Here is a 20,876-nt window from a genome sequence, read left to right on the forward strand (position 1 = left end):
TCATGAGTATTGAAATTGAAAAAATCGGTAAATTATTTGGTAAAACCCAAGTACTTAACGATATTTCACTGGATATTGCATCGGGTGAAATGGTTGCCCTATTAGGGCCTTCCGGTTCAGGAAAAACAACCTTATTGCGGATTATTGCAGGGCTTGAGCAACAAAGTCAGGGGCTATTACGTTTTCATGGTCACGATGTCAGTAAAATCCATGCTAAAGATAGGCATGTTGGCTTTGTATTTCAACACTATGCACTATTTCGCCACATGACAGTGTTTGATAATGTAGCCTTTGGTTTAACTGTCTTACCAAGAAAACAGCGCCCATCCGCTCAGGCTATTAAAGATAAAGTAACAAAATTGCTAGAAATGGTTCAACTCGGTCATTTAGCTTCACGTTACCCTGCACAACTTTCAGGGGGGCAAAAACAGCGAGTGGCATTAGCAAGAGCTTTAGCCGTTGATCCACAAATTTTATTATTGGATGAACCTTTTGGCGCGCTCGACGCACAAGTACGTATTGAATTACGCCGTTGGTTACGTCAATTACATGATGAATTAAAATTTACCAGTGTTTTTGTGACTCATGACCAAGAAGAAGCCATGGAAGTTGCAGACAGAGTGGTGGTGATGAGCCAAGGTCATATCGAGCAAGTTGGCACACCGAGTGATATATGGCAGCGCCCAGAAACACGATTTGTCCTTGAATTTATGGGGGAAGTCAACCAAATCTCTGCCCATATCAAAGGTTCAACATTAAATATCGGTGGCTATGACTTTCCACTGAACCACACTAGTGTTCAACAAGGAGAAGTCGACGTATTTTTACGTCCTTGGGATATCTCATTACAAGCTGAAGTGGATGAGCAGCACCGTTTACCTGTAAGGGTCACGGAATCGGGGCCAAGAGGGCATTTTTGGCAATTAACCGTTCAACCGTTAGGTTGGGGGAAAGAGCCGTTGTCAGTGATTTGGCAGTCTGAGAAAACAATACCCACTCGAGGTGAACGTTACTTTTTAGGTAGCCAGCAGGCAAAGATTTATCAAGGTGATCAGGCGTTAATTTTTCCACAACTCGCTGAAAGTGCATGAATATAAAATTCAATAATTTATAACACTAATAAATATATTATTGGTGTTACCTTCTCTATTACTTTCTAGGTATATTCCCGATGATTAGACTTTATATTAAAAATATTAAGTCTAATCTCTCTATGTTTAATTTTCGCATAACCATTTGATATCAAATAATTAATTATTGTATTTTTATGGGAAATATAACTGGCAATTCTATAAACTTATTGTAATATAATATATCAATTAGCTATATCAGAAATGGTAATTAAGATAATCTATTTTTCTAATGTTAATGTGAAGAGATTTCAATTTTTACATTTCAATATTGGGGTAATATCTTATCTCTATTCTTTCTTATTTATATATAAAAATTATAAGGATGGTAAAGTGTCGGCTCTGGAACAGTTTATCGGTAATACCCCATTAGTAAAACTTCAGCGTTTAACACAAGGGATTGAAGCTGAAATTTGGGTAAAACTTGAAGGCAATAACCCCGCGGGTTCAGTGAAAGATCGTGCGGCATTTTCAATGATTAATGAAGCGCAATTACGGGGTGAAATTAAGCCAGGCGATACGCTAATTGAAGCGACTAGCGGTAATACCGGTATCGCCCTCGCGATGATAGCCGCAGTAAAAGGCTACAAATTAAAATTACTCATGCCAGATAACATGAGTAAAGAGCGACAAGCCTCTATGCAAGCTTATGGTGCAGAACTTATCTTAGTAAGTACGGTTGTCGGTATGGAAGGTGCACGGGATCTTGCTAAAGAAATGGAGCAGCGAGGAGAGGGGAAAGTTTTAGACCAATTTAATAACCCTGATAACCCATTAGCCCATTTTAAAACAACGGGTCCTGAAATTTGGCAGCAAACTCACGGCGCAATTACCCATTTTGTGTCGAGTATGGGAACCACGGGGACCATTACAGGGGTTAGCCGCTATTTAAAATCCCAGTCAGCGGACGTGCACATTGTTGGCTTACAACCTGCTGAAAAAAGCCAAATTCCGGGTATTAGGCGCTGGTCACCGGGTTACTTGCCCGGCATCTTCGATAGCTCATTAGTTGATAGCGTACTGGACATCAACCAGCAAGAAGCCGAAGAAACCATGAGAGCCTTAGCGAAGGTTGAAGGTATCTTTTGTGGTGTGAGCTCAGGTGGAGCGGTTGCCGGTGCTTTAAAAGTGGCTCAAGCTAACCCAGGAGCGGTGATTGTGGCAGTCATTTGCGACCGAGGAGACCGATATTTATCAACAGGTGTATTTAATGAGTGAGATAATTTAATTGCCACTGGCGTGCAATAAAGTACCCCATCAATGAAAAACCATCAGGCAAGCCTGATGGTTTAAACTAAATATGGGTAGTTGAGTTATTTCTTAATACGCATGACGACAGTTTCACCCACTGTCACTGAGCCCGTCAGTTTGTTTAGCTCTTTGATTTCGTCCATATTAGAAATGACAACCGGAGTTAGAACCGATTTTGCTTTCTCTTCTAATAGTGCTAAATCAAACTCAATGATTAAATCACCTTTTTTCACTGCTTGACCTTCTTCGGCGATGCGTTTAAAACCCTCACCTTTAAGCTCAACAGTATCAATACCGAAGTGAACAAATAGTTCTATGCCATCATCTGATTCAATAGAAAACGCATGGTTAGTTTCAAAGATTTTACCAATTGTACCGTCTACAGGGGCAACGATTTTGTTACCTGCGGGTTTAATCGCAATACCGTCACCTACAATTTTTTCTGCGAACACAACGTCTGGAACATCTTCAATATTGACTATTTCACCCGATAAAGGCGCGATAATCTCAATACTGCCACTGCTACTTTTGTCTTCCGAAACGAGTGATTTCAGTTTGTCAAACAGACCCATGGACCTTCTCCTAATCGTTTTATATGGGACCGAACTAATGTGCTGTTCTTAGCATAACGTTTTTTCTTGGATAAAGGTATCTACAAGTTTCATCAATTCATCCGCTGTTGGTTGAGCAAGTGCTTGTTCAGCCAAAGCTTGAGTATCAGTAAAGCTCGCATTGCGAATTAGCTTTTTGATACGTGGAATTGAAATTGCGCTCATACTAAATTCATCCAGCCCCATGCCAAGTAGCAATAAGGTTGCACGCTCATCTCCAGCTAACTCCCCACACATCCCAGTCCATTTACCTTCAGCGTGTGATGCATCGATCACTTGCTTAATTAAGTTTAGGACAGCAGGTGACATCGGGTTGTAAAGATGAGAAATCAGTTCATTACCACGGTCGACCGCTAAAGTGTATTGAGTGAGATCGTTCGTCCCAATACTAAAGAAATCAACTTCTTTTGCCAAATGGCGAGCAATAACAGCAGCTGCTGGCGTTTCAACCATCACACCGACTTCAATTGACTCGTCAAAAGCCTTACCTTCTTCACGTAACTGAGCTTTTAGCATTTCTAGCTCTGCTTTTAGTTCACGAACTTCTTCAACGGAAATGACCATTGGGAACATAATACGCAGTTTACCAAATTTAGAGGCTCTTAAAATAGCTCTTAATTGTGAGTGTAAGATTTCTTTGCGATCAAGACAAATACGAATTGCACGCCAGCCGAGGAATGGGTTCTCTTCTTTCGGTAAATTCATGTATGGCAGGTCTTTATCACCGCCGATATCCATAGTGCGGACAATAACGGCTTGGCTGCCCATTGCTTCTGCAACTGCTTTATATGCCTGGAATTGTTCTTCTTCAGTAGGAAGAGAGTCTCTATCCATGAATAAAAACTCAGTACGGTAGAGGCCAACGCCTTCTGCGCCATTGCGTTCTGCTCCGGCAACATCACGCACGGTACCAATGTTGGCACAAACTTCAACTTGATGACCATCAAGGGTGATAGCTGGCAAATCTTTTAATTTTGCGAGCTCTTCTTTTTCTTGAAGATATTCATCACGGAAGGCTTTCAGTTTGTCAATTTCGGTTTCAGATGGGTTCAAGTGGATAGTGTTGTTGACACCATCTAACACAATGAAATCGCCATTTTTAATTTTACTGGTGGCATCGCTCGTACCGACAATGGCAGGTAACTCAAGGGAACGCGCCATAATTGAGGTATGCGATGTACGGCCACCTAAATCAGTAATAAACCCTAATACTTTATCTAAATTCAGCTGGGCGGTTTCTGAAGGGGTTAAATCCGCAGCGACTAAAATAACTTCTTCGCTGATTGCACTTAAATCAACGATAGGAATATTTAAGATGTTTTTTAATAAACGTTTACCAATATCGCGTACGTCAGCGGCACGCTCTTTAAGGTATTCATCGTCAAGAGATTCAAGTGCTTGGGCTTGGTCTTCAATAACGGAATATGCAGCTGCATCAGCAGTTTTTTTATCACCTTTGATTAAAGAGACAATTTCTTGTTCCAGCTCTTCATCTTCCAGCAGCATGATATGACCTTCAAAAATCTCAGCTTTTTCGGCTCCAAGATTTTTTTCGGCTTTCTCTTTAATCAAATTGAGTTGTTCGGCTGATTTGTTACGACCCTCAATAAAACGAGCGATTTCTTTATCAACCTGATCGTCAGCGATTTTTTTTGTGCTAACAACGATAGGATCTTCTTTGAGGATTAAAGCCTGACCAAAAGCAAAACCCGGGGATACTAAAATTCCTGAAATCATAATATTACCTTACTGCTGCTAGTGCTGGGAGTTCTGATGTTGCAGAGACGACAATAAATATAGCTGATTATACAAATGTCCCCGAATGAGATCACTCAGGGACATTGAATGAAATCAGTAAACGCTATATTCGTGCGAAATTATTCTAATTCGCCCATCAGTTTAACTAAATGCTCAACGGCTTCTTTTTCATCTTCGCCTTCAGCTGAAATTGTCACTACTGTGCCTTGTGTTAGGCCTAAGGTTTGTAATTTAAACAAACTTTTCGCACTAGCGGATTTACCACCAGAGATTAAAGAAATATCGGAAGAGAATGCTTTTGCTTCTTTTACGAATTGAGCTGCAGGACGAGTATGTAGACCATTTGGTGCCGTAATAGTAACTTCTTGCTGAAACATAGTATTTCCTCAATAACTTTCGTTTTTTTAATTACCCAGCCAATTGTAGATGAAATAGACTAGGTTTGCGTATAAGTTAGATTATTAACTTGAAAAAAGGTTTCCTACTTTGTGCGGTATCAACCCTTTTTCTGCTTTTCTTGCGAACTCGTGACTTTTTCTCGTTGGCAAATTATTTTACTTGGCCTAGAGGTTGGCTAAAAAGTGATTAATTTCGAGGTGCAAAATAATTACTATGTTTAATACTAAACCCCGAATTAGAAATCATCTCCATCCGTGCTAAAGTTTGATCCATGCCACAAAAAAAGCACCATTTAGGTGCTTTTTTAACGATATTGTAACGAAATTATGTTATTCAGCGGAAATGTCAGCAAACAGGACAGTTGACAGATAACGCTCACCTGAAGAAGGTAAAATAACGACAATATTTTTACCTTTATAAGCAGGGTCAGCGGCAATCTTAGTGGCAGCAGCAATTGCTGCACCTGATGAAATCCCTGCGAGAATACCTTCTTTTTCCATCAGTTCGCGTGCGGTTTTAATCGCTTCGTCATCACTGATTTGAATGACTTTATCAAGCAATTTTAAATCTAAGTTACCTGGAATAAACCCAGCGCCGATCCCTTGTATTTTGTGAGGACCCGGCTTAATTTCTTCGCCCGCCAAAGCTTGGGTAATGACAGGAGATGTTTCGGGTTCAACAGCGACGATAGTCACATCTTTACCTTTGGTATTTTTCAGATACTTTGCAATACCGGTAATTGTCCCACCCGTACCGACACCTGCGACTACAACATCTACATTGCCATCGGTATCTTCCCAAATTTCAGGCCCTGTGGTTTTTTCATGAATTTCAGGGTTTGCTGGGTTATTAAACTGTTGAAGTAATAGGTATTTTTTAGGGTTACTATTCACTATCTCTTCAGCTTTAGCTATCGCACCTTTCATGCCTTTTGCACCCTCGGTTAAAACGAGGTTGGCACCCAATGCTTTGAGCAGTTTACGGCGTTCAATGCTCATAGTTTCAGGCATGGTTAACGTCAATTTATAACCTCTTGCCGCAGCCACATAGGCTAAAGCGATACCCGTATTACCACTGGTTGGCTCAACTAATTCTTTGTCTTTGTTGAGGATACCTTTTTTTTCTGCATCCCAAATCATGTTCGCACCAATACGGCACTTAACACTGAAGCTTGGGTTGCGAGATTCCACTTTTGCTAAAATATTGCCATTACCAAAATGCTTTAAACGGACAAGAGGGGTGTGGCCAATGGTCAACGAGTTATCATCATAAATTTTGCTCATGGGATATCCTTAAAATCGGTTAGCCGGTAATGTAATCGGTATTAATAAAAAAATAATGAGATGGATTCAACATACGTTAAGAACAAATTAATGCAAATATGATTTGAGTATAAGCTTATAACGTAATGCTATTTTAGATCCAATTGTTCTAAGAAATTTCGCTGAAAAGAAGTGAAGTATTCGATAAGAGAAAGGCGCAGGCGATAAGCCTGCGCAATAATTGGTATACAATAATTGATAAAATTAGTAACGTGCGTAACGCTCACGATACCGGTCAACCCACATCAATGTTGCACCACAGACAGCAACAGGCATGATCACTAAGTTGACAAAAGGCACCATCATTAACAGGCTAACGACACCACCAAATTGAACATTTCTCATTCGTTCTTTGGCAAGCGCTTGCTTCATTTCACTGAAACCAACACGATGGTTATCAAACGGATAATCGCAATATTGAATTGACATCATCCAAGCACCAAATAAAAACCACAGTACCGGAGCGACAGTTTGGCCAATACCAGGTATGAAAAATAGGATTAATAACCCAATAGCGCGAGGCAAGTAGTAACCGATTCGGACAAACTCGCGTTTTATCATACGAGGAACATCTTTTAATAACTCAGCCACACCCGTATCTGGCGATGGTTTACCCGTTAGCTCAGCTTCGAGTTTCTCTGATAGCCAACCGTTAAAAGGCGCCGCGATAATATTAGCAACCGTACTAAAGAAATAGGTAAATACGAGCAGTATTGAGATAACGGCGATTGGCCAAATAACATAGTCGAGCCATTGTAGCCAGTCAGGAACGTAACTCATCACTTGGTTTATCCAGCCACCAAGCTTGGTATATAACCACCAAAATGCGCCGCCTAAGAATAAAATATTGGCTAATAGGGGCAAAATAACAAAACGTTTAATACCGGGACGAGTGATTAATCTCCACCCTTGTGTAAAATAATAAAAACCGGAATGGTCTTTTTGTGTCGAAAATGTCGATTGGGTCATACTTCTTGTTCTCTCCTTTTCGGTTGACCATGTATCATATAGATATGAAATTAGGCTGACTAGCCATTATTCGCTTAAAAAAGCAGCAAATGAAAGCGGAATATTCTCTTTCTTGTAAGAAAATCGTTCTGGGGGTTGCACTTAGAGCAATTGAGAAATAATCTTAGGGTAGTTTCCGCCGTATTGGCATTATCATTCATCAACTAGAGATAGCAGCGATGCAGGATTTGCGTCTGATATTAGTGGTCGTAGGTGCGATAGCGATTGTCGCTTTATTACTGCATGGTTTATGGACCAGCCGTAAAGAGCGCTCAAAGTTATTTCGCGATAGACCCGTAAAACGTAGAAAAAACGATATGCAAGAGAATTCATCAGAATATGATGATTCCGCATTATTTACTGAAAATCAACCTACTCAGCAAGCGCCTGTTCACCCCGCTGCGACTGAGCCTGTATATCCGGTAAAAAATGAGTCTCCAGTTGAACCTAATATACAGCCACAGGCATCGGTTGAACCTGACATTATTATGAATATGGAGCCAGAGGCTAAATCGCCAGTTCATAATGAGCCTACGATGCACCAACGTACTGAACCTGTTCATGTACCTGAGCAACTCACCATTAATATGAGTGAGGAAGTGGCTATTGAGCCAGAAGTTCGTACTCAGCCAGTCATTGGTACTGCCGCTGAGCCGCATATTGATTCAACTAAATTGAGCGAAGAGCCTCAGCCGAGTACCTATGAACAAGAGACGCAGCATATTGAGAAGAAAGCTGAGCCGCAGGAAAATTCTGCTACAACAAGTAGCAAGGAGACAGTCCTGGTACTTCACGTAGCCGCTCTTCAAGGACAAGAACTTCAAGGTGAATTGTTACTGCAGAGTATTTTACAAGCCGGTTTCCAATTTGGGGAAATGAAAATATTCCACCGTCATGTGAATCCGTCTGGTACAGGGCCTGTGCTGTTTAGCTTAGCTAACATGGTAAAGCCGGGCTCATTTGACCCTGAGACAATGGCGGACTTTACCACCCCAGGGGTTTCCATGTTTATGATGGTACCGTCTTACGGTGATGCAGGGCAAAATTTCAAACTGATGTTGCAAGCGGCTCAACGTATCGCATCAGATGCGGGAGGAGTTGTTCTTGATGACGAACGCAAAATGCTGACACCTCAAAAAATAGAGGTGTATCATGCACGAATTAGAAACACACTAAGTTAAGTAAACATTGAACAAAACCCCCATTAATTGGGGGTTTTTTATCTGTATGAGTGAATCATGACTACCAAACAAGAAATAGACGAATTAAAAAAGCAGTTACGTCATCATGAATATCAGTACCATGTATTAGATGCGCCTGAAATTCCAGACGTGGAATATGACAAGTTAATGCAACGTCTAAAAGAGATAGAGGCGCAGCATCCTGAACTTGTCACCAGTGATTCACCGACTCAACGTGTTGGTGCTGCACCATTAGCTGCGTTTGATACCGTACGCCATGAAATTCCTATGTTGTCGCTAGATAACGTTTTTGATGAAGAAAGCTATCTTGCGTTTGATAAGCGAGTCAGGGATCGCTTGAAAAATCATCAAGAACTGACTTTTTGTTGTGAGCTCAAGTTAGATGGGTTAGCGGTCAGTTTGCTGTATGAAAACGGTGAGCTAGTACAGGCCGCGACTCGGGGCGATGGAACCGTAGGCGAAAATATTACTGCGAATGTTCGAACCATTCGTGCTATCCCATTGCGTTTAACGGGAAGCAATATTCCTGATCGCGTTGAGATCCGTGGGGAAGTTTTTATGCCCCAAAAAGGCTTTGAAGCGCTTAATGAGCAAGCACGCAAAACGGATGGCAAAGTCTTTGCAAACCCACGTAATGCAGCAGCAGGTTCTTTACGCCAATTAGACCCACGTATTACCGCCAAAAGGCCGCTTACTTTTTATTGTTATGGTGTGGGGCTTGTGGAAGGAGGCTCTTTACCGGATACACATTATGACCGTTTAATGCAATTCAAGGCATGGGGTTTACCGGTTAGTGATTATGTTCAATTACGTGTTGGTCATCAGGCAGTATTGGATTTTTACCATGAAATTGAGCAAGTTCGACCTGACCTTGGCTTTGATATCGATGGTGTGGTTATTAAGGTTAACTCGATTGCGATTCAAGAAGAGTTAGGGTTTGTTTCTCGAGCACCTCGCTGGGCGACCGCATTTAAATTTCCAGCGCAAGAACAAGTGACATTATTAAAAGATGTTGAATTTCAAGTCGGGCGTACCGGGGCTATCACGCCTGTCGCGCGTTTAGAGCCCGTGCAAGTTGCAGGCGTCGTTGTCAGCAATGCGACTTTACACAATGCCGATGAAATCGAACGCCTTGGTGTGCATATTGGTGACACGGTTATTATTCGTCGAGCCGGAGATGTTATTCCGCAAATCGTCAGTGTTGTGGTTGATAACCGCCCTGCAGATAGCCGGGAAATTGTTTTTCCAACTCATTGCCCAGTATGTGGCTCTGATATCGAACGAATCGAAGGCGAAGCGGTAGCGCGCTGTACAGGTGGGCTTATTTGTGGGGCACAACGCAAAGAAGCACTGAAACATTTTGTCTCACGCAGAGCAATGGACGTCGATGGCATGGGCGATAAAATTATCGACCAATTAGTTGAAAAAGAGTATGTCAAAACGCCGGCAGATTTATATCAATTAAGTGCGGGTATCTTAACAGGCTTGGATAGAATGGGGCCGAAATCGGCACAAAATCTGGTTGATGCACTCAATAAGTCTAAACAAACGACGTTAGCTCGTTTTATTTATGCCCTTGGAATTCGTGAAGTTGGTGAAGCAACGGCGGCAAACTTAGCCGCGCATTACACCACACTTGAAGCCGTGATGGCGGCAGATGAAGAGTCACTAAAAACGGTTCAAGATATTGGTCATGTGGTCGCGAAGCATGTGGTCAATTTTTTCCGCGAACCTCATAACCAAGCGGTGATTGAAGATTTACTGACTAAGGCAAATATTCATTGGCCTGAAGTAAAAGTCGTCAACAGTGCAGAAATTGATAGCCCATTTGCAGGTAAAACGGTAGTGCTAACAGGGTCAATGAGTATCTTGACGCGTGATGAAGCCAAAGACAAATTAGTCGCTTTAGGTGCAAAGGTTTCAGGAAGCGTCTCTAAAAAAACAGATTTGGTGATTGCTGGTGAGGCTGCAGGTTCTAAATTAGCGAAAGCAAATGAACTTGGCATACGTGTTATAGATGAAAATGAATTGATTCGTTTGCTGAATATTCAATAGTGAACTATATTCAATTTGGCTTAGTTGCCTACAATCTCTGTAGGCAACAATTTTGTACGCAGGTTGTTGTAAGTCTTAACTTAAATTCTCAGTAAAATTTCTGTGCAAAAAAAGCGAATACTAGGATTTGTTATAGTTGAAACGTGATCCCCTTCTTCTTTTTGCAAAATACACCTAGTAAGCTTTCATATTAATGTGACCTCCGTCTCATTTAAATGTTGTCTATTACATAGAATATGCACATAGACTGATTCTTAAATTTGTTGGAGTCGCATATGACCTCGATCCTGCATTTCGTTTTATCTTTAGTAGTAATAGCTGCTCTTGCTATTTTAGCCAGTAGTAACCGTAGAGGGATCCGCCCTCGCTATGTTGTTCAACTACTGGTTATTCAAATTGCATTAGCTTATCTGTTCTTAAAATCGAATATTGGCGAATCATTTGTTCTTGGTGTGGCAGGGGTATTTACCCACTTGCTAGGCTATGCAGCAGAAGGGACCAAATTTATTTTTGGCGGTATGATTGAAGGCAACTTAGCGTTCTTCTTCTTACAAGTATTATGCCCAATCATCTTTATTTCTGCGTTGATCGGGATCTTACAGCACGTCAAAATTCTTCCTATCGTGATCCGTATCATCGGTACCGTGCTATCGAAAGTGAATGGTATGGGGAAATTGGAGTCATTTAACGCAGTCAGCTCATTGTTATTGGGTCAGTCAGAAAACTTTATTGCGTATAAAGACCAATTGAACCGGATGTCAGACCGCAGAATGTACACCATGGCCGCAACAGCCATGTCAACGGTATCTATGTCTATCGTTGGGGCATACATGACCATGTTAGAGCCACGTTTCGTGGTCGCTGCATTGGTTCTGAATATGTTTGGTACTTTCGTTGTACTCTCACTGATTAACCCGTATCCACCGGAAGGTGAAGAAGATATTCAAATGAGCAACCTGCATGAAGGGCAAAGCTTCTTTGAAATGTTAGGTGAATATATTCTTGCAGGGTTTAAAGTAGCAATTATCGTTTCAGCAATGTTAATTGGTTTTATTGCCCTCATTGCGATGATTAACGGTATTTTCTCAGCCGTATTCGGTATCGACTTCCAAACCATGTTAGGTTACGTGTTCTATCCGTTTGCGTGGATGCTCGGTATTCCTGCCGATGAAGCCTTACAGGTTGGCGGAATTATGGCAGTGAAAATGGTGACGAATGAATTCGTTGCGATGGACGGCTTACAAGCGATTGCTGGTGGGTTATCTGAGCGCTCTGTTGGTATCTTATCTGTATTCTTAGTTTCTTTCGCTAACTTCTCATCCATCGGTATTATTGCGGGTGCAATTAAAGGCTTAGATGAGAAACAAGGTAATACCGTGGCTCGCTTCGGTTTGAAATTACTGTACGGTTCAACCCTAGTTAGCTTCTTATCTGCAGCCGTTGTCGGGTTAGTTTTGTAATCCACTAAAACATGCTAAATTAAGAAACGGCGTTCAAATGAGCGCCGTTTTTTTATGCTTTGACACAAAAGAGAACTAATAATGGAAAAACAAGATCTCATCGATATGGCCAATACCTATATGCCATTTGGTAAATATAAAGGCTGCGTATTAATTGATTTACCCGAAGAATATTTATTATGGTTCTATAAGAAAGGAGAGTTTCCTGCTGGACGTTTAGGGCAGTTAATGGAGATGACCCTAGGGTTAAAAATAGAAGGCTTAGAAGGGCTAGTAAAGCCTTTAAAGCGAGGTTAATTGTGCCCTAGTGCGTGAGTAATCTTCTGGCTTAAAGTAATAAATAACTTTTGCTCTTGGGGGGTTAATGCTGCTTTGACCTTAGCCGCGTTTTCAGCACGTCCTGTGGCTGCACGCTGCAAAAAATGATGCCCTTTGTCGGTTAAATGGGTGATCAGTTCCCGTCTATCTTCTTCAGATTGATATTGCTCGACAAATTCATAATATTTCAGAACTCGAAGAAACTTCGATAAATTTTGGCGAGAAAGGCCAAGTGCTTGGCTTAACTGGCTTGGTGTTAAGTCTCCTTTTAATCTCAATATCTCTAGCACATCATATTGGCCCCAAGTTATTTGTTCAGGGGTAAAGCTAACTCTGCGTGCAACTAGCGTACATTGCAGTAGAGAAAGCGCATCTTCAAGAGAATTTGGCATTATGACGATCCCGTAATATTCAATCTGTTGAGTATATATTGATTTTAATAATAAGACGACCAGTTGATTAACTTTAGTTAATTAATTATAGTTAACTAAAGTTAATTATAATTGAGGTGAGCTATGGGTATATTTAATCAGCGAGTTGCGCTTATAACAGGGGCATCGACAGGTGTCGGTTTCACTATTGCACAAAAGCTGTATTCACTTGGCGCAATAGCGGTAATTACGGGGCGTAATGAGGCAGCTTTACAACAAGCCGCTAAAGAAATAGACCCAACAGGACAACGTGTCTATGCCATAAAAATGAATGTCGCAAATGCACAAGACTTTAAAACAACAGTTGAAAAAATTGAGCAACAATACGGTGCATTGCACTACTTGGTGAATAATGCAGGGATCACTGGGCCTCATGGCGTCAATATTGAAGATTATCCTTTAGAGGCTTGGCATGAGGTGATCGAGACCGATATAACAGGAACATTTCATGGTTTAAAGTACAGTATTCCTGCGATTTTGCGCAGTGGTGGGGGAGCTATCGTGAATTTATCAGCTTGCAATGGGGTAACAGGGATAGCGGGCATAGCACCTTACACCGCAGCAAAGCATGCGGTACTGGGGTTAACGCGTTCAGCAGCCTTAGAAAACGCTCAAAAAGGTATTCGTATCAATGCGGTTGGCCCCGGCTATGTAGAAACACCGAATATTAGCGTATTACCACAGGAAACGAAGCAATGGATGGCTTCAACTCATCCAATGGGTAGAATGGCTACTCGGCAAGAAATTGCTAATGTTGTCGCTTTCTTGTTATCAGAAGAGAGTAGCTTTATAACAGGGGCGTTTATTCCTATTGATGGTGGTTATACTGCGCAGTGATGCAAAATAATCAAGGTTTGGCGTCAGCCACAAAATGAGGGAAGACGCCAAAATTACTACCAGTCTACGAGCCTGCTTTGCATCCCTTGGTGGCTAGGGAAATGTGGTAAAACCTCTTCAGCCATTTCTTGTAGTACCTCTAAAGCTGGTCGCTCAGAGTATTGAATTCCAATCGCGGCATGGTTAACTCCCGCAGCTTGCCATTCTTCGAGTAGTTGAATCAAACCGTTACGGCCTGTTCGTAGAGTGAATCCTCCTCGTAAAGGAGTGCGCGGGAAATCAGGATCATCGACAAGGTCAATCCATTCATTTGTCATATGTGGCCTAAAGTCATGTTCAGGGATGAGGGCACGCCAGGATGCAATTTTCTCAGCTAAACGAAGAGCGCCTTCTGGATGACTGGTAGCTTCAGGATAGGATAACCAACCATCGGAATAATCAGCAATCCACTGTTTAGATTGGCCTGAGCCTCCTGTGACGATTAATGGTATTTGCCCAGTGATTGGTTTCGGGAGTAGCTGGGCTCGATTGAACTCACCTAGTGGGGATTGAATATTCAGTAACCCATCAGCCATTAACTGCCTAAAGTAATCAACAGCCTGTGCAAATCTTTTTGCACGTTGCTCATAATTAATACCATAGGCAGGAAACTCAATAGCTCTATCTCCTGAGGCAATACCCATTACTAGCCGGTTACCTGAAAGTTGGTCAATTGTGGTGGCCGCTTTGGCTAAATCAATTGGGTGTCGTAATGAAAAAATCGAGCTTCCTGTAACCAATGCAACATTTTTTGTTCTGGCAGCAATAAAGGACAAATAGGTCAGAGGATCAAATAACTGACCTGCATCACCAAACAATGGGTCGAATAAGGGAATATCTCGCACCCAAACTGCAGCAAAATTATATTCATCAATATGTTCGATTAAGTTTATTTGCCCTTTTAATATCTGGGTATCTCCTTGATAAAAACGTAAGGGCAGGAAAATTCCGACAGTAAGTTTGTTAGGAGAAAACATACGATTATAGCCTACATGAGATGCAAAGGACGATGATGGCTGTGCTTTTTGTTTAGGGAAAAATGGGGATGTATTCATGTCATTGTCCAATATTAGGCTTCTGTAGCAGGGGCGGGTAGAGTGATCCCTTTCATGACAGCGGGTCTCAAGGCAACTCGGTCATACCATTTCGTTAAATGTGTGTGTTGGCTAAAATCGAACGCAATAACCTGAGCAATGTGTAACCAGCCGAAATTAGCGATATCTGCGATGGAGTAATCAGAGCCTGCAAGATAAGGTGCATTTTCGAGTTGTTTGTCTAATACCGCGAGTGCCTTGTGGGTCATATTAAAATAGCGTTCCACAATCTCTGGCTTTGGTGATTTATCGAAAATAGCGAAGTTTACCCATTGACCTATAATCGGCCCTAAACTGGCAGAATGGAATTGTAGCCATTTAATGGCTTCCCACTTTTGTTTAGGGATAGCGGGAAGAAGTTGGCCTGTTTTTTCAGCAAGATATAATAAAATTGCGGCTGATTCAAAGAGAGTAATCTCTGTTTGTGGATCATAAATAACAGGAATACGTCCATGAGGATTTAACTGTAAAAAAGCGGGTTGCTGGTGGTTACCACGAGAAATTTGTATATGATTAAGGTGGTATGGAAGGTTTAGTTCTTCTAATGCTATTGTTATTTTAAATCCATTTGGTGAGCTATCAGTATAAAGTTCAAGCATAGTTGTATTCGCTTTTCTATATCGTTAAGATTGAATTGATGCCTTGATTATTGGTTTTCTACTGAAGAAAATAAAACCATATTAACTCAACTTAAATTTAGAAAAACTAAACTATGAATCCGGTTCTTCCATTACTTGCTTTACGAGCTTTCACCGAAGTGGCGAAACATAAAAGTATTAAGCGCGGCGCACACTTTCTTGGTGTGACATCAGGTGCGGTTAGCCAGCAAATTCGTTTATTAGAAGAACGGATTGGAATGCCATTGTTTGTGCGCAGTCACCACAGCATGGAATTAACACATGCAGGGCAGTGTGTTTACCCTGCGTTGTTGCAGGCATTCGAACAAATCGAAGGTTCAATGTATGTGCTAGAAAATATTCGTAAAGAAAAAACGATTAACATTAGTACCGTTCCTTCATTTGCCGCCTCTTGGCTAGTACCCCGTTTAGGGAGGTTCACGCAGTCACATCCTGAAATTGAGGTGCATATTGAAGCTTCTTCAGCATTAGTTAATTTGCATCAGCAGCGGGTTGATATAGCTATTCGCCATGGTTTAGGGCATTACCCAAATTTAGTGAGTGAGCGGTTAATTACACCTGTTTTATTACCGGTGATGAGTCCTGATTTTCCGATTAATAGCGCGATTGAAACCCCGCAAGACTGCCTGAATTACCCATTATTACAAGATAATGACCGTATGGACTGGTCACTTTGGCTAGCGGCTCATGGCGTGGAAAATAGCGAAAGAGCAAAACGGGGAAGTGCATTTGATGATGATTATTTATTGATCCGTGCTGCGATTGCAGGGCAAGGTTTAGCCTTAGTCCCAAAAGAGTATGCGATACAGGAAATCGAAGAAGGGCGGCTAGTGCAAGTGATTGATAAGCCATGGCCAGCGAGGTTCGCGTATTATTTAGTGATGTTACCGGAATCTATTGAAAAACCAGAAGTTTTAGCATTTTTAAATTGGATTAAATCGGAAGCTAAACAGACTGAAAGTGTAGAAAGTTAATGGTGGAGCTAAGCGGGATCGAACCGCTGACCTCTTGCATGCCATGCAAGCGCTCTCCCAGCTGAGCTATAGCCCCAATCGAAATGTTTTGTATTGTGCCATCTAACAGGGAATTAGATGGTGGAGCTAAGCGGGATCGAACCGCTGACCTCTTGCATGCCATGCAAGCGCTCTCCCAGCTGAGCTATAGCCCCAAACAAAATCTTTTGGACGCAGGGATGATATTCAAGGCTAGAGAGAGTGTCAATCAAATAATAGCATTTCCAAACCGATTGATTAAATATAAAGCAAATTCTAGCTAATTCAAATGATTGAAGTAATCAGCGGGTAATTTTTATTTATTAAAGCCAAACCCTTGGCCGATGTTAATTTTTGCACCGTTTCTCAAGAGCAGCGTATTATTATATTGGATATCATCATTAGTTAGATTTGGAGCCATAAGCAATAAGCTACTGCTATCAACGAGAAGGAGCGTATTTTTTAATGATATGTTATTCATGCTTATTGATGAGGTTTTTTTATCATCTGGCCGTGTGATATTAATGGCGGAAAACACCTTTCCTTGAAACTCACCTAGAGTTGAGATCTCTGCGCGTTTAGTATTAATAATTCCATTATTTGCTATATTAAATTCATTTTCGCTATGAATGAATAGATAAGGTGTATTTACCGTTGCAGCTGGCCTTATCAGAATATTTTTTCTTTTCCGCTGTTGTGGTATTGCCTCAGGAAAGATATCTGGAATAATTATTTCATCTTTTGTGATTTTAACATCACCATTATAAATTTTAATACTTCCTTCAGAGTGATTTTCTTTATTAAACCTAATTTTATTGGCTATCAAATTCAAGTCATTATAATTATTTTTTAATTTACTGATGTTGATTGTTCCTTTTTGAACTGTATTGGGTTTATATTCTCCTTGATTATTAATATGTTGGACTGAAAAGGCTGTTAAAGTGGTTAAATTATCAAAGCTACAGCGATTACAGTTGATCCCATTGGGGTTGACGATAAGGTGATGGGTTTTCTCGGTGTTAATATTAATATTACCGTTAATATAACTTTTGTTATTGGAAGTGACCTCGCTAATAATTAATTTTGCTGGATAAATAGGGTGGTTATTGATTTTCAATCCCTTTTTATTAACATGAAATTCTTGATAATAATTATGGGAAACTTGGTTTTTATCGCTTGGGTTTACCTCTATAATAGGAATATTGTTTCTGTTTTCAGCTATTCTAATTTGTTGGTTTTTACTATTATCAATGAGTACTTTCTTTTCTGAGAGAATAGAGGAAAAACTCATTTTTGAAAATATTAATATAGGTAATATGATTGTGAGATTGATAATGAATTTTTTCATTTAATGACCGTAATTGTGTGATAGAAGTATTTACCATAAATTAATCATCACCCATACGTCTAATTAAGATTTTATATGAACCCAGGTAATATATAAATAATAACCTCATACGTGATAAGACGCATGAGGTTATTTAATTTTAGTTGTTATTATTGTGCGCTTGATTCGCGCTCACTAATAAATGAAAGTGCTTTTTCAATACGAGCGATTGAACGGGCTTGGCCGATAGCGTGAACGGTCACATCAAGGCCTGGAGATTGGCCGGCACCTGTTACAGCAACACGTAAAGGCATTCCCACTTTACCCATACCCACTTCTAATTCAGCTGCAGTAGCTTCGATGGCTTGATGAACATTTTCAGCCGTCCAATCAGTGATCGCAGCTAACTTATCTTTTACGACTTCTAACGGTTGACGTGCAACAGGTCGTAAGTGTTTTTTCGCGGCATCAGCATCAAACTCTTCAAAATCTTGGTAGAAATAGTGGCAGGATTCCGCCATTTCTTTCAATGTCTTGCAGCGTTCACCCAGTAATTTGATTAGATCAACTAATTGAGGCCCTGTGCTGGTATCAATGTTTTGTTGTTCAATATGCCATGCAAGATAGGTTGCAACTTCTTCTGCTGGTAATGTATTGATATAGTGGTGGTTTAACCATTGCAGTTTTTCAGTGTTAAACGCACTTGCTGATTTACTGATAGCATCAAGGCTGAAATACTCTTTCATTTCTTCAACGGTGAAAATTTCTTGGTCACCATGAGACCAACCTAAACGCACAAGATAATTAAGAAGCGCTTGCGGCAAATAACCGTCATCACGGTACTGCATAACGCTAACTGCACCATGGCGTTTTGACAGTTTTTTACCATCATCACCTAGGATCATTGACACGTGGGCATACACAGGCACTGGTGCCCCTAATGCTTTTAGAATATTTATCTGGCGAGGTGTGTTATTAATATGGTCTTCACCACGAATAACATGAGTGATTTCCATATCCCAGTCATCAATTACGACGCAGAAATTATATGTCGGGGAACCATCAGTACGGCGAATGATTAAGTCATCCAGTTCTTGGTTACTAAACTCAATTGGCCCACGAATTTTGTCGTCAAAAATAACGGAACCTTCTTGTGGATTACGAAAACGAACAACGTGTGGCTCATCTGGCGTATGGTTGTGAGCATGATCACGGCAGCAACCATCGTACCGAGGCTTTTCGTTATTTGCCATTTGTTCTTCACGTAACGCTTCTAGACGCTCTTTTGAACAATAACAACGATAAGCGGTACCCGCATCTAACATTTGATCAATGACATCATTATAACGGTCAAAACGTTTAGTTTGATAATAAGGGCCTTCATCCCAATTTAAATTCAACCAGTTCATACCGTCCATAATGGCGTCGATAGCTTCCTGAGTTGAACGTTCTAAGTCAGTATCTTCAATACGCAGGACAAATTCGCCCTGATTGTGGCGACTAAATAACCAGGAATACAGAGCGGTACGTGCACCACCAACGTGTAAATAGCCAGTTGGACTTGGCGCAAAACGGGTTTTGATTTTACTCATCGAGATTGCCTTAATTGCAAAACATGTTTTTGAAGCGCTTATCTATTTACTTACTGTAAAAGACTAAAAACAAGCACAGTTAACTGGGTAGCAAGTTTGATGTTCTAAACAGCGAAATGTCTAAGCATTGCTAAAATGTGTATCTATTCTATCATCCTACAATGATTCCTCAATCAAGTTATCAGAATAGAAGACAAGAAATTACGCAGTTTCGACAAATTTGACATAAATAAATGCGCTTTAAAAATAATTTCTGTTTTTTTCTTAAAAGAACAAAGAGAAAATGATAGGTAATTGATTAAAAAGACAGCTTTTCTGGTGAATATTGAAACATCTTGATTATTTTTGCAACGAACGATAAAAATCTATTGAAAAAGCGTTGACTCAGAACTCAGTATCCCTATAATGCACCTCCATCGACGACGGGGCGATTAGCTCAGTTGGTAGAGCACCTCCCTTACAAGGAGGGGGTCAGTGGTTCGAGCCCGCTATCGCCCACCACCGTTGACGATGACAATAAATAATTGGGCGATTAGCTCAGTTGGTAGAGCACCTCCCTTACAAGGAGGGGGTCAGTGGTTCGAGCCCGCTATCGCCCACCAATTATTTATTATAATGTAATATAAGTCATGAAGTGGGCGATTAGCTCAGTTGGTAGAGCACCTCCCTTACAAGGAGGGGGTCAGTGGTTCGAGCCCGCTATCGCCCACCACTTCATTAGATACTTGCATTAAAATACAATTTAGATGGGTCGTTAGCTCAGTCGGTAGAGCAGTTGACTTTTAATCAATTGGTCGCAGGTTCGAATCCTGCACGACCCACCATCTAAGCAGTAAAAAAATCAGAATTTCCAAGATGGGTCGTTAGCTCAGTCGGTAGAGCAGTTGACTTTTAATCAATTGGTCGCAGGTTCGAATCCTGCACGACCCACCATCTCAGCCATTTCTAAGTTAATTCCCAATCAAGTAAATACTCAAGTTGCCAAGCTATACCTCGACAAGCTGGTTGTAGGTTCAGCCCGTAGGGAAAATCCGAAGGATTTAAATCCTGCACGACCCACCATCTCAGCCATTTCTAAGTTAATTCCCAATCAAGTAAATACTCAAGTTGCCAAGCTATACCTCGACAAGCTGGTTGTAGGTTCAGCCCGTAGGGAAAATCCGAAGGATTTAAATCCTGCACGACCCACCATCTCAGCCATTTCTAAGTTAATTCCCAATCAAGTAAATACTCAAGTTGCCAAGCTATACCTCGACAAGCTGGTTGCAGGTTCAGCCCGTAGGGAAAATCCTGTACGACCCACCATTAAGACATGGTGTTATTGCAGACTAAATCTAGCGAATACACACATATTATGGCAGTTTTATTTCTTAAAGGACTCAATAAGGATTAAAGTAATTAGCAATTATACT

18 protein-coding genes and 7 tRNA genes are annotated in these 20,876 nt (G+C 40.9%); 13 read left to right on the forward strand and 12 right to left on the reverse strand.

What is annotated here, in order from left to right:
• Positions 1–2 precede the first annotated feature (2 nt).
• Positions 3–1,091, forward strand: coding sequence for a sulfate/thiosulfate ABC transporter ATP-binding protein CysA (gene cysA, locus P3L37_RS06915; protein WP_109911488.1), 1,089 nt, complete (start codon positions 3–5; stop codon positions 1,089–1,091).
• Positions 1,092–1,463: 372 nt separating this feature from the next.
• A complete protein-coding gene (gene cysM / locus P3L37_RS06920; RefSeq protein ID WP_109911489.1) occupies positions 1,464–2,348 on the forward strand; it encodes a cysteine synthase CysM in 885 nt (294 codons plus the stop codon).
• Between the two features lie 95 nt (positions 2,349–2,443).
• Here cysM and crr read toward each other — a convergent pair whose 3' ends face one another.
• The 5 genes from crr to cysZ form a co-directional block, all read right to left on the reverse strand.
• Positions 2,444–2,953: a PTS glucose transporter subunit IIA gene (crr, locus tag P3L37_RS06925; RefSeq protein WP_004912598.1), complete on the reverse strand. Its 510-nt coding sequence runs from the start codon at positions 2,951–2,953 to the stop codon at positions 2,444–2,446.
• Positions 2,954–3,001: 48 nt separating this feature from the next.
• Positions 3,002–4,729: a phosphoenolpyruvate-protein phosphotransferase PtsI gene (ptsI, locus tag P3L37_RS06930; protein WP_004912596.1), complete on the reverse strand. Its 1,728-nt coding sequence runs from the start codon at positions 4,727–4,729 to the stop codon at positions 3,002–3,004.
• Positions 4,730–4,869: 140 nt separating this feature from the next.
• Positions 4,870–5,127: a phosphocarrier protein Hpr gene (ptsH, locus tag P3L37_RS06935; protein ID WP_004264876.1), complete on the reverse strand. Its 258-nt coding sequence runs from the start codon at positions 5,125–5,127 to the stop codon at positions 4,870–4,872.
• 351 nt (positions 5,128–5,478) lie between these two features.
• The gene (gene cysK, locus P3L37_RS06940) at positions 5,479–6,432 is read right to left on the reverse strand and encodes a cysteine synthase A (protein WP_004912592.1); all 954 of its coding nucleotides are present in this window, start codon (positions 6,430–6,432) and stop codon (positions 5,479–5,481) included.
• Between the two features lie 243 nt (positions 6,433–6,675).
• On the reverse strand, positions 6,676–7,440 hold the full coding sequence (cysZ, locus tag P3L37_RS06945) for a sulfate transporter CysZ (protein ID WP_109911490.1): 765 nt from the start codon (positions 7,438–7,440) through the stop codon (positions 6,676–6,678).
• A 218-nt stretch (positions 7,441–7,658) separates the two neighbouring features.
• On the opposite strand from cysZ, the gene zipA reads away from it, so the two are divergent.
• The 4 genes from zipA (at position 7,659) to P3L37_RS06965 (ending at position 12,493) form a co-directional block, all read left to right on the forward strand.
• Positions 7,659–8,660 (forward strand): cell division protein ZipA, encoded by a 1,002-nt coding sequence (gene zipA, locus P3L37_RS06950; protein ID WP_109911491.1) that lies wholly within the window; start codon positions 7,659–7,661, stop codon positions 8,658–8,660.
• 57 nt (positions 8,661–8,717) lie between these two features.
• Positions 8,718–10,736: an NAD-dependent DNA ligase LigA gene (gene ligA, locus P3L37_RS06955; RefSeq protein WP_109911492.1), complete on the forward strand. Its 2,019-nt coding sequence runs from the start codon at positions 8,718–8,720 to the stop codon at positions 10,734–10,736.
• 275 nt (positions 10,737–11,011) lie between these two features.
• A complete protein-coding gene (locus P3L37_RS06960) occupies positions 11,012–12,196 on the forward strand; it encodes a NupC/NupG family nucleoside CNT transporter (RefSeq protein WP_004264869.1) in 1,185 nt (394 codons plus the stop codon).
• Between the two features lie 81 nt (positions 12,197–12,277).
• Positions 12,278–12,493 carry a DUF3820 family protein gene (locus tag P3L37_RS06965; protein ID WP_004912576.1) on the forward strand — a complete coding sequence of 72 codons (216 nt, stop codon included), beginning with the start codon at positions 12,278–12,280 and terminating at the stop codon, positions 12,491–12,493.
• On the opposite strand, the gene P3L37_RS06970 is transcribed toward P3L37_RS06965, so the two are convergent.
• On the reverse strand, positions 12,490–12,906 hold the full coding sequence (locus P3L37_RS06970; protein ID WP_109911494.1) for a MarR family winged helix-turn-helix transcriptional regulator: 417 nt from the start codon (positions 12,904–12,906) through the stop codon (positions 12,490–12,492). The two genes, P3L37_RS06965 and P3L37_RS06970, sit on opposite strands and share 4 nt — an antisense overlap.
• Positions 12,907–13,029: 123 nt before the next feature.
• Between P3L37_RS06970 and P3L37_RS06975 the strand changes: the two genes are divergently transcribed.
• Entirely contained in the window at positions 13,030–13,782 is a 753-nt protein-coding gene (locus tag P3L37_RS06975) for an SDR family NAD(P)-dependent oxidoreductase (RefSeq protein WP_222960478.1), read from the forward strand.
• Positions 13,783–13,838: 56 nt separating this feature from the next.
• On the opposite strand, the gene P3L37_RS06980 is transcribed toward P3L37_RS06975, so the two are convergent.
• Both P3L37_RS06980 and P3L37_RS06985 read right to left on the reverse strand, forming a co-directional pair.
• Positions 13,839–14,876: an LLM class oxidoreductase gene (locus tag P3L37_RS06980; protein WP_196718972.1), complete on the reverse strand. Its 1,038-nt coding sequence runs from the start codon at positions 14,874–14,876 to the stop codon at positions 13,839–13,841.
• 14 nt (positions 14,877–14,890) lie between these two features.
• Positions 14,891–15,514 carry a glutathione S-transferase family protein gene (locus P3L37_RS06985; protein ID WP_004912566.1) on the reverse strand — a complete coding sequence of 208 codons (624 nt, stop codon included), beginning with the start codon at positions 15,512–15,514 and terminating at the stop codon, positions 14,891–14,893.
• A gap of 113 nt (positions 15,515–15,627) precedes the next feature.
• Between P3L37_RS06985 and P3L37_RS06990 the strand changes: the two genes are divergently transcribed.
• Positions 15,628–16,527, forward strand: a complete 900-nt coding sequence (locus tag P3L37_RS06990) for a LysR substrate-binding domain-containing protein (protein ID WP_222960479.1) — start codon at positions 15,628–15,630, stop codon at positions 16,525–16,527.
• On the opposite strand, the gene P3L37_RS06995 is transcribed toward P3L37_RS06990, so the two are convergent.
• The 4 genes from P3L37_RS06995 to gltX all read right to left on the reverse strand — a co-directional run bounded on the left by P3L37_RS06995 (position 16,528) and on the right by gltX (position 19,464).
• A tRNA-Ala gene (locus tag P3L37_RS06995) sits at positions 16,528–16,603 on the reverse strand.
• A gap of 42 nt (positions 16,604–16,645) precedes the next feature.
• Positions 16,646–16,721, reverse strand: a tRNA-Ala gene (locus P3L37_RS07000).
• A gap of 140 nt (positions 16,722–16,861) precedes the next feature.
• A complete protein-coding gene (locus tag P3L37_RS07005; protein WP_109911498.1) occupies positions 16,862–17,893 on the reverse strand; it encodes a filamentous hemagglutinin N-terminal domain-containing protein in 1,032 nt (343 codons plus the stop codon).
• 149 nt (positions 17,894–18,042) lie between these two features.
• On the reverse strand, positions 18,043–19,464 hold the full coding sequence (gene gltX / locus P3L37_RS07010) for a glutamate--tRNA ligase (protein ID WP_004912558.1): 1,422 nt from the start codon (positions 19,462–19,464) through the stop codon (positions 18,043–18,045).
• A gap of 425 nt (positions 19,465–19,889) precedes the next feature.
• Between gltX and P3L37_RS07015 the strand changes: the two genes are divergently transcribed.
• From P3L37_RS07015 to P3L37_RS07035, 5 genes are all read left to right on the forward strand, one after another.
• Positions 19,890–19,965: transfer RNA gene (locus tag P3L37_RS07015), tRNA-Val, on the forward strand.
• A 25-nt stretch (positions 19,966–19,990) separates the two neighbouring features.
• Positions 19,991–20,066 (forward strand) — tRNA-Val (locus P3L37_RS07020).
• 34 nt (positions 20,067–20,100) lie between these two features.
• Positions 20,101–20,176, forward strand: a tRNA-Val gene (locus P3L37_RS07025).
• Positions 20,177–20,212: 36 nt separating this feature from the next.
• A tRNA-Lys gene (locus tag P3L37_RS07030) sits at positions 20,213–20,288 on the forward strand.
• 33 nt (positions 20,289–20,321) lie between these two features.
• Positions 20,322–20,397 (forward strand) — tRNA-Lys (locus P3L37_RS07035).
• Positions 20,398–20,876: the final 479 nt, after the last annotated feature.

This window comes from Providencia sp. PROV114, assembly GCF_032704305.1.
Taxonomy (GTDB): Bacteria; Pseudomonadota; Gammaproteobacteria; order Enterobacterales; family Enterobacteriaceae; genus Providencia; species Providencia rettgeri.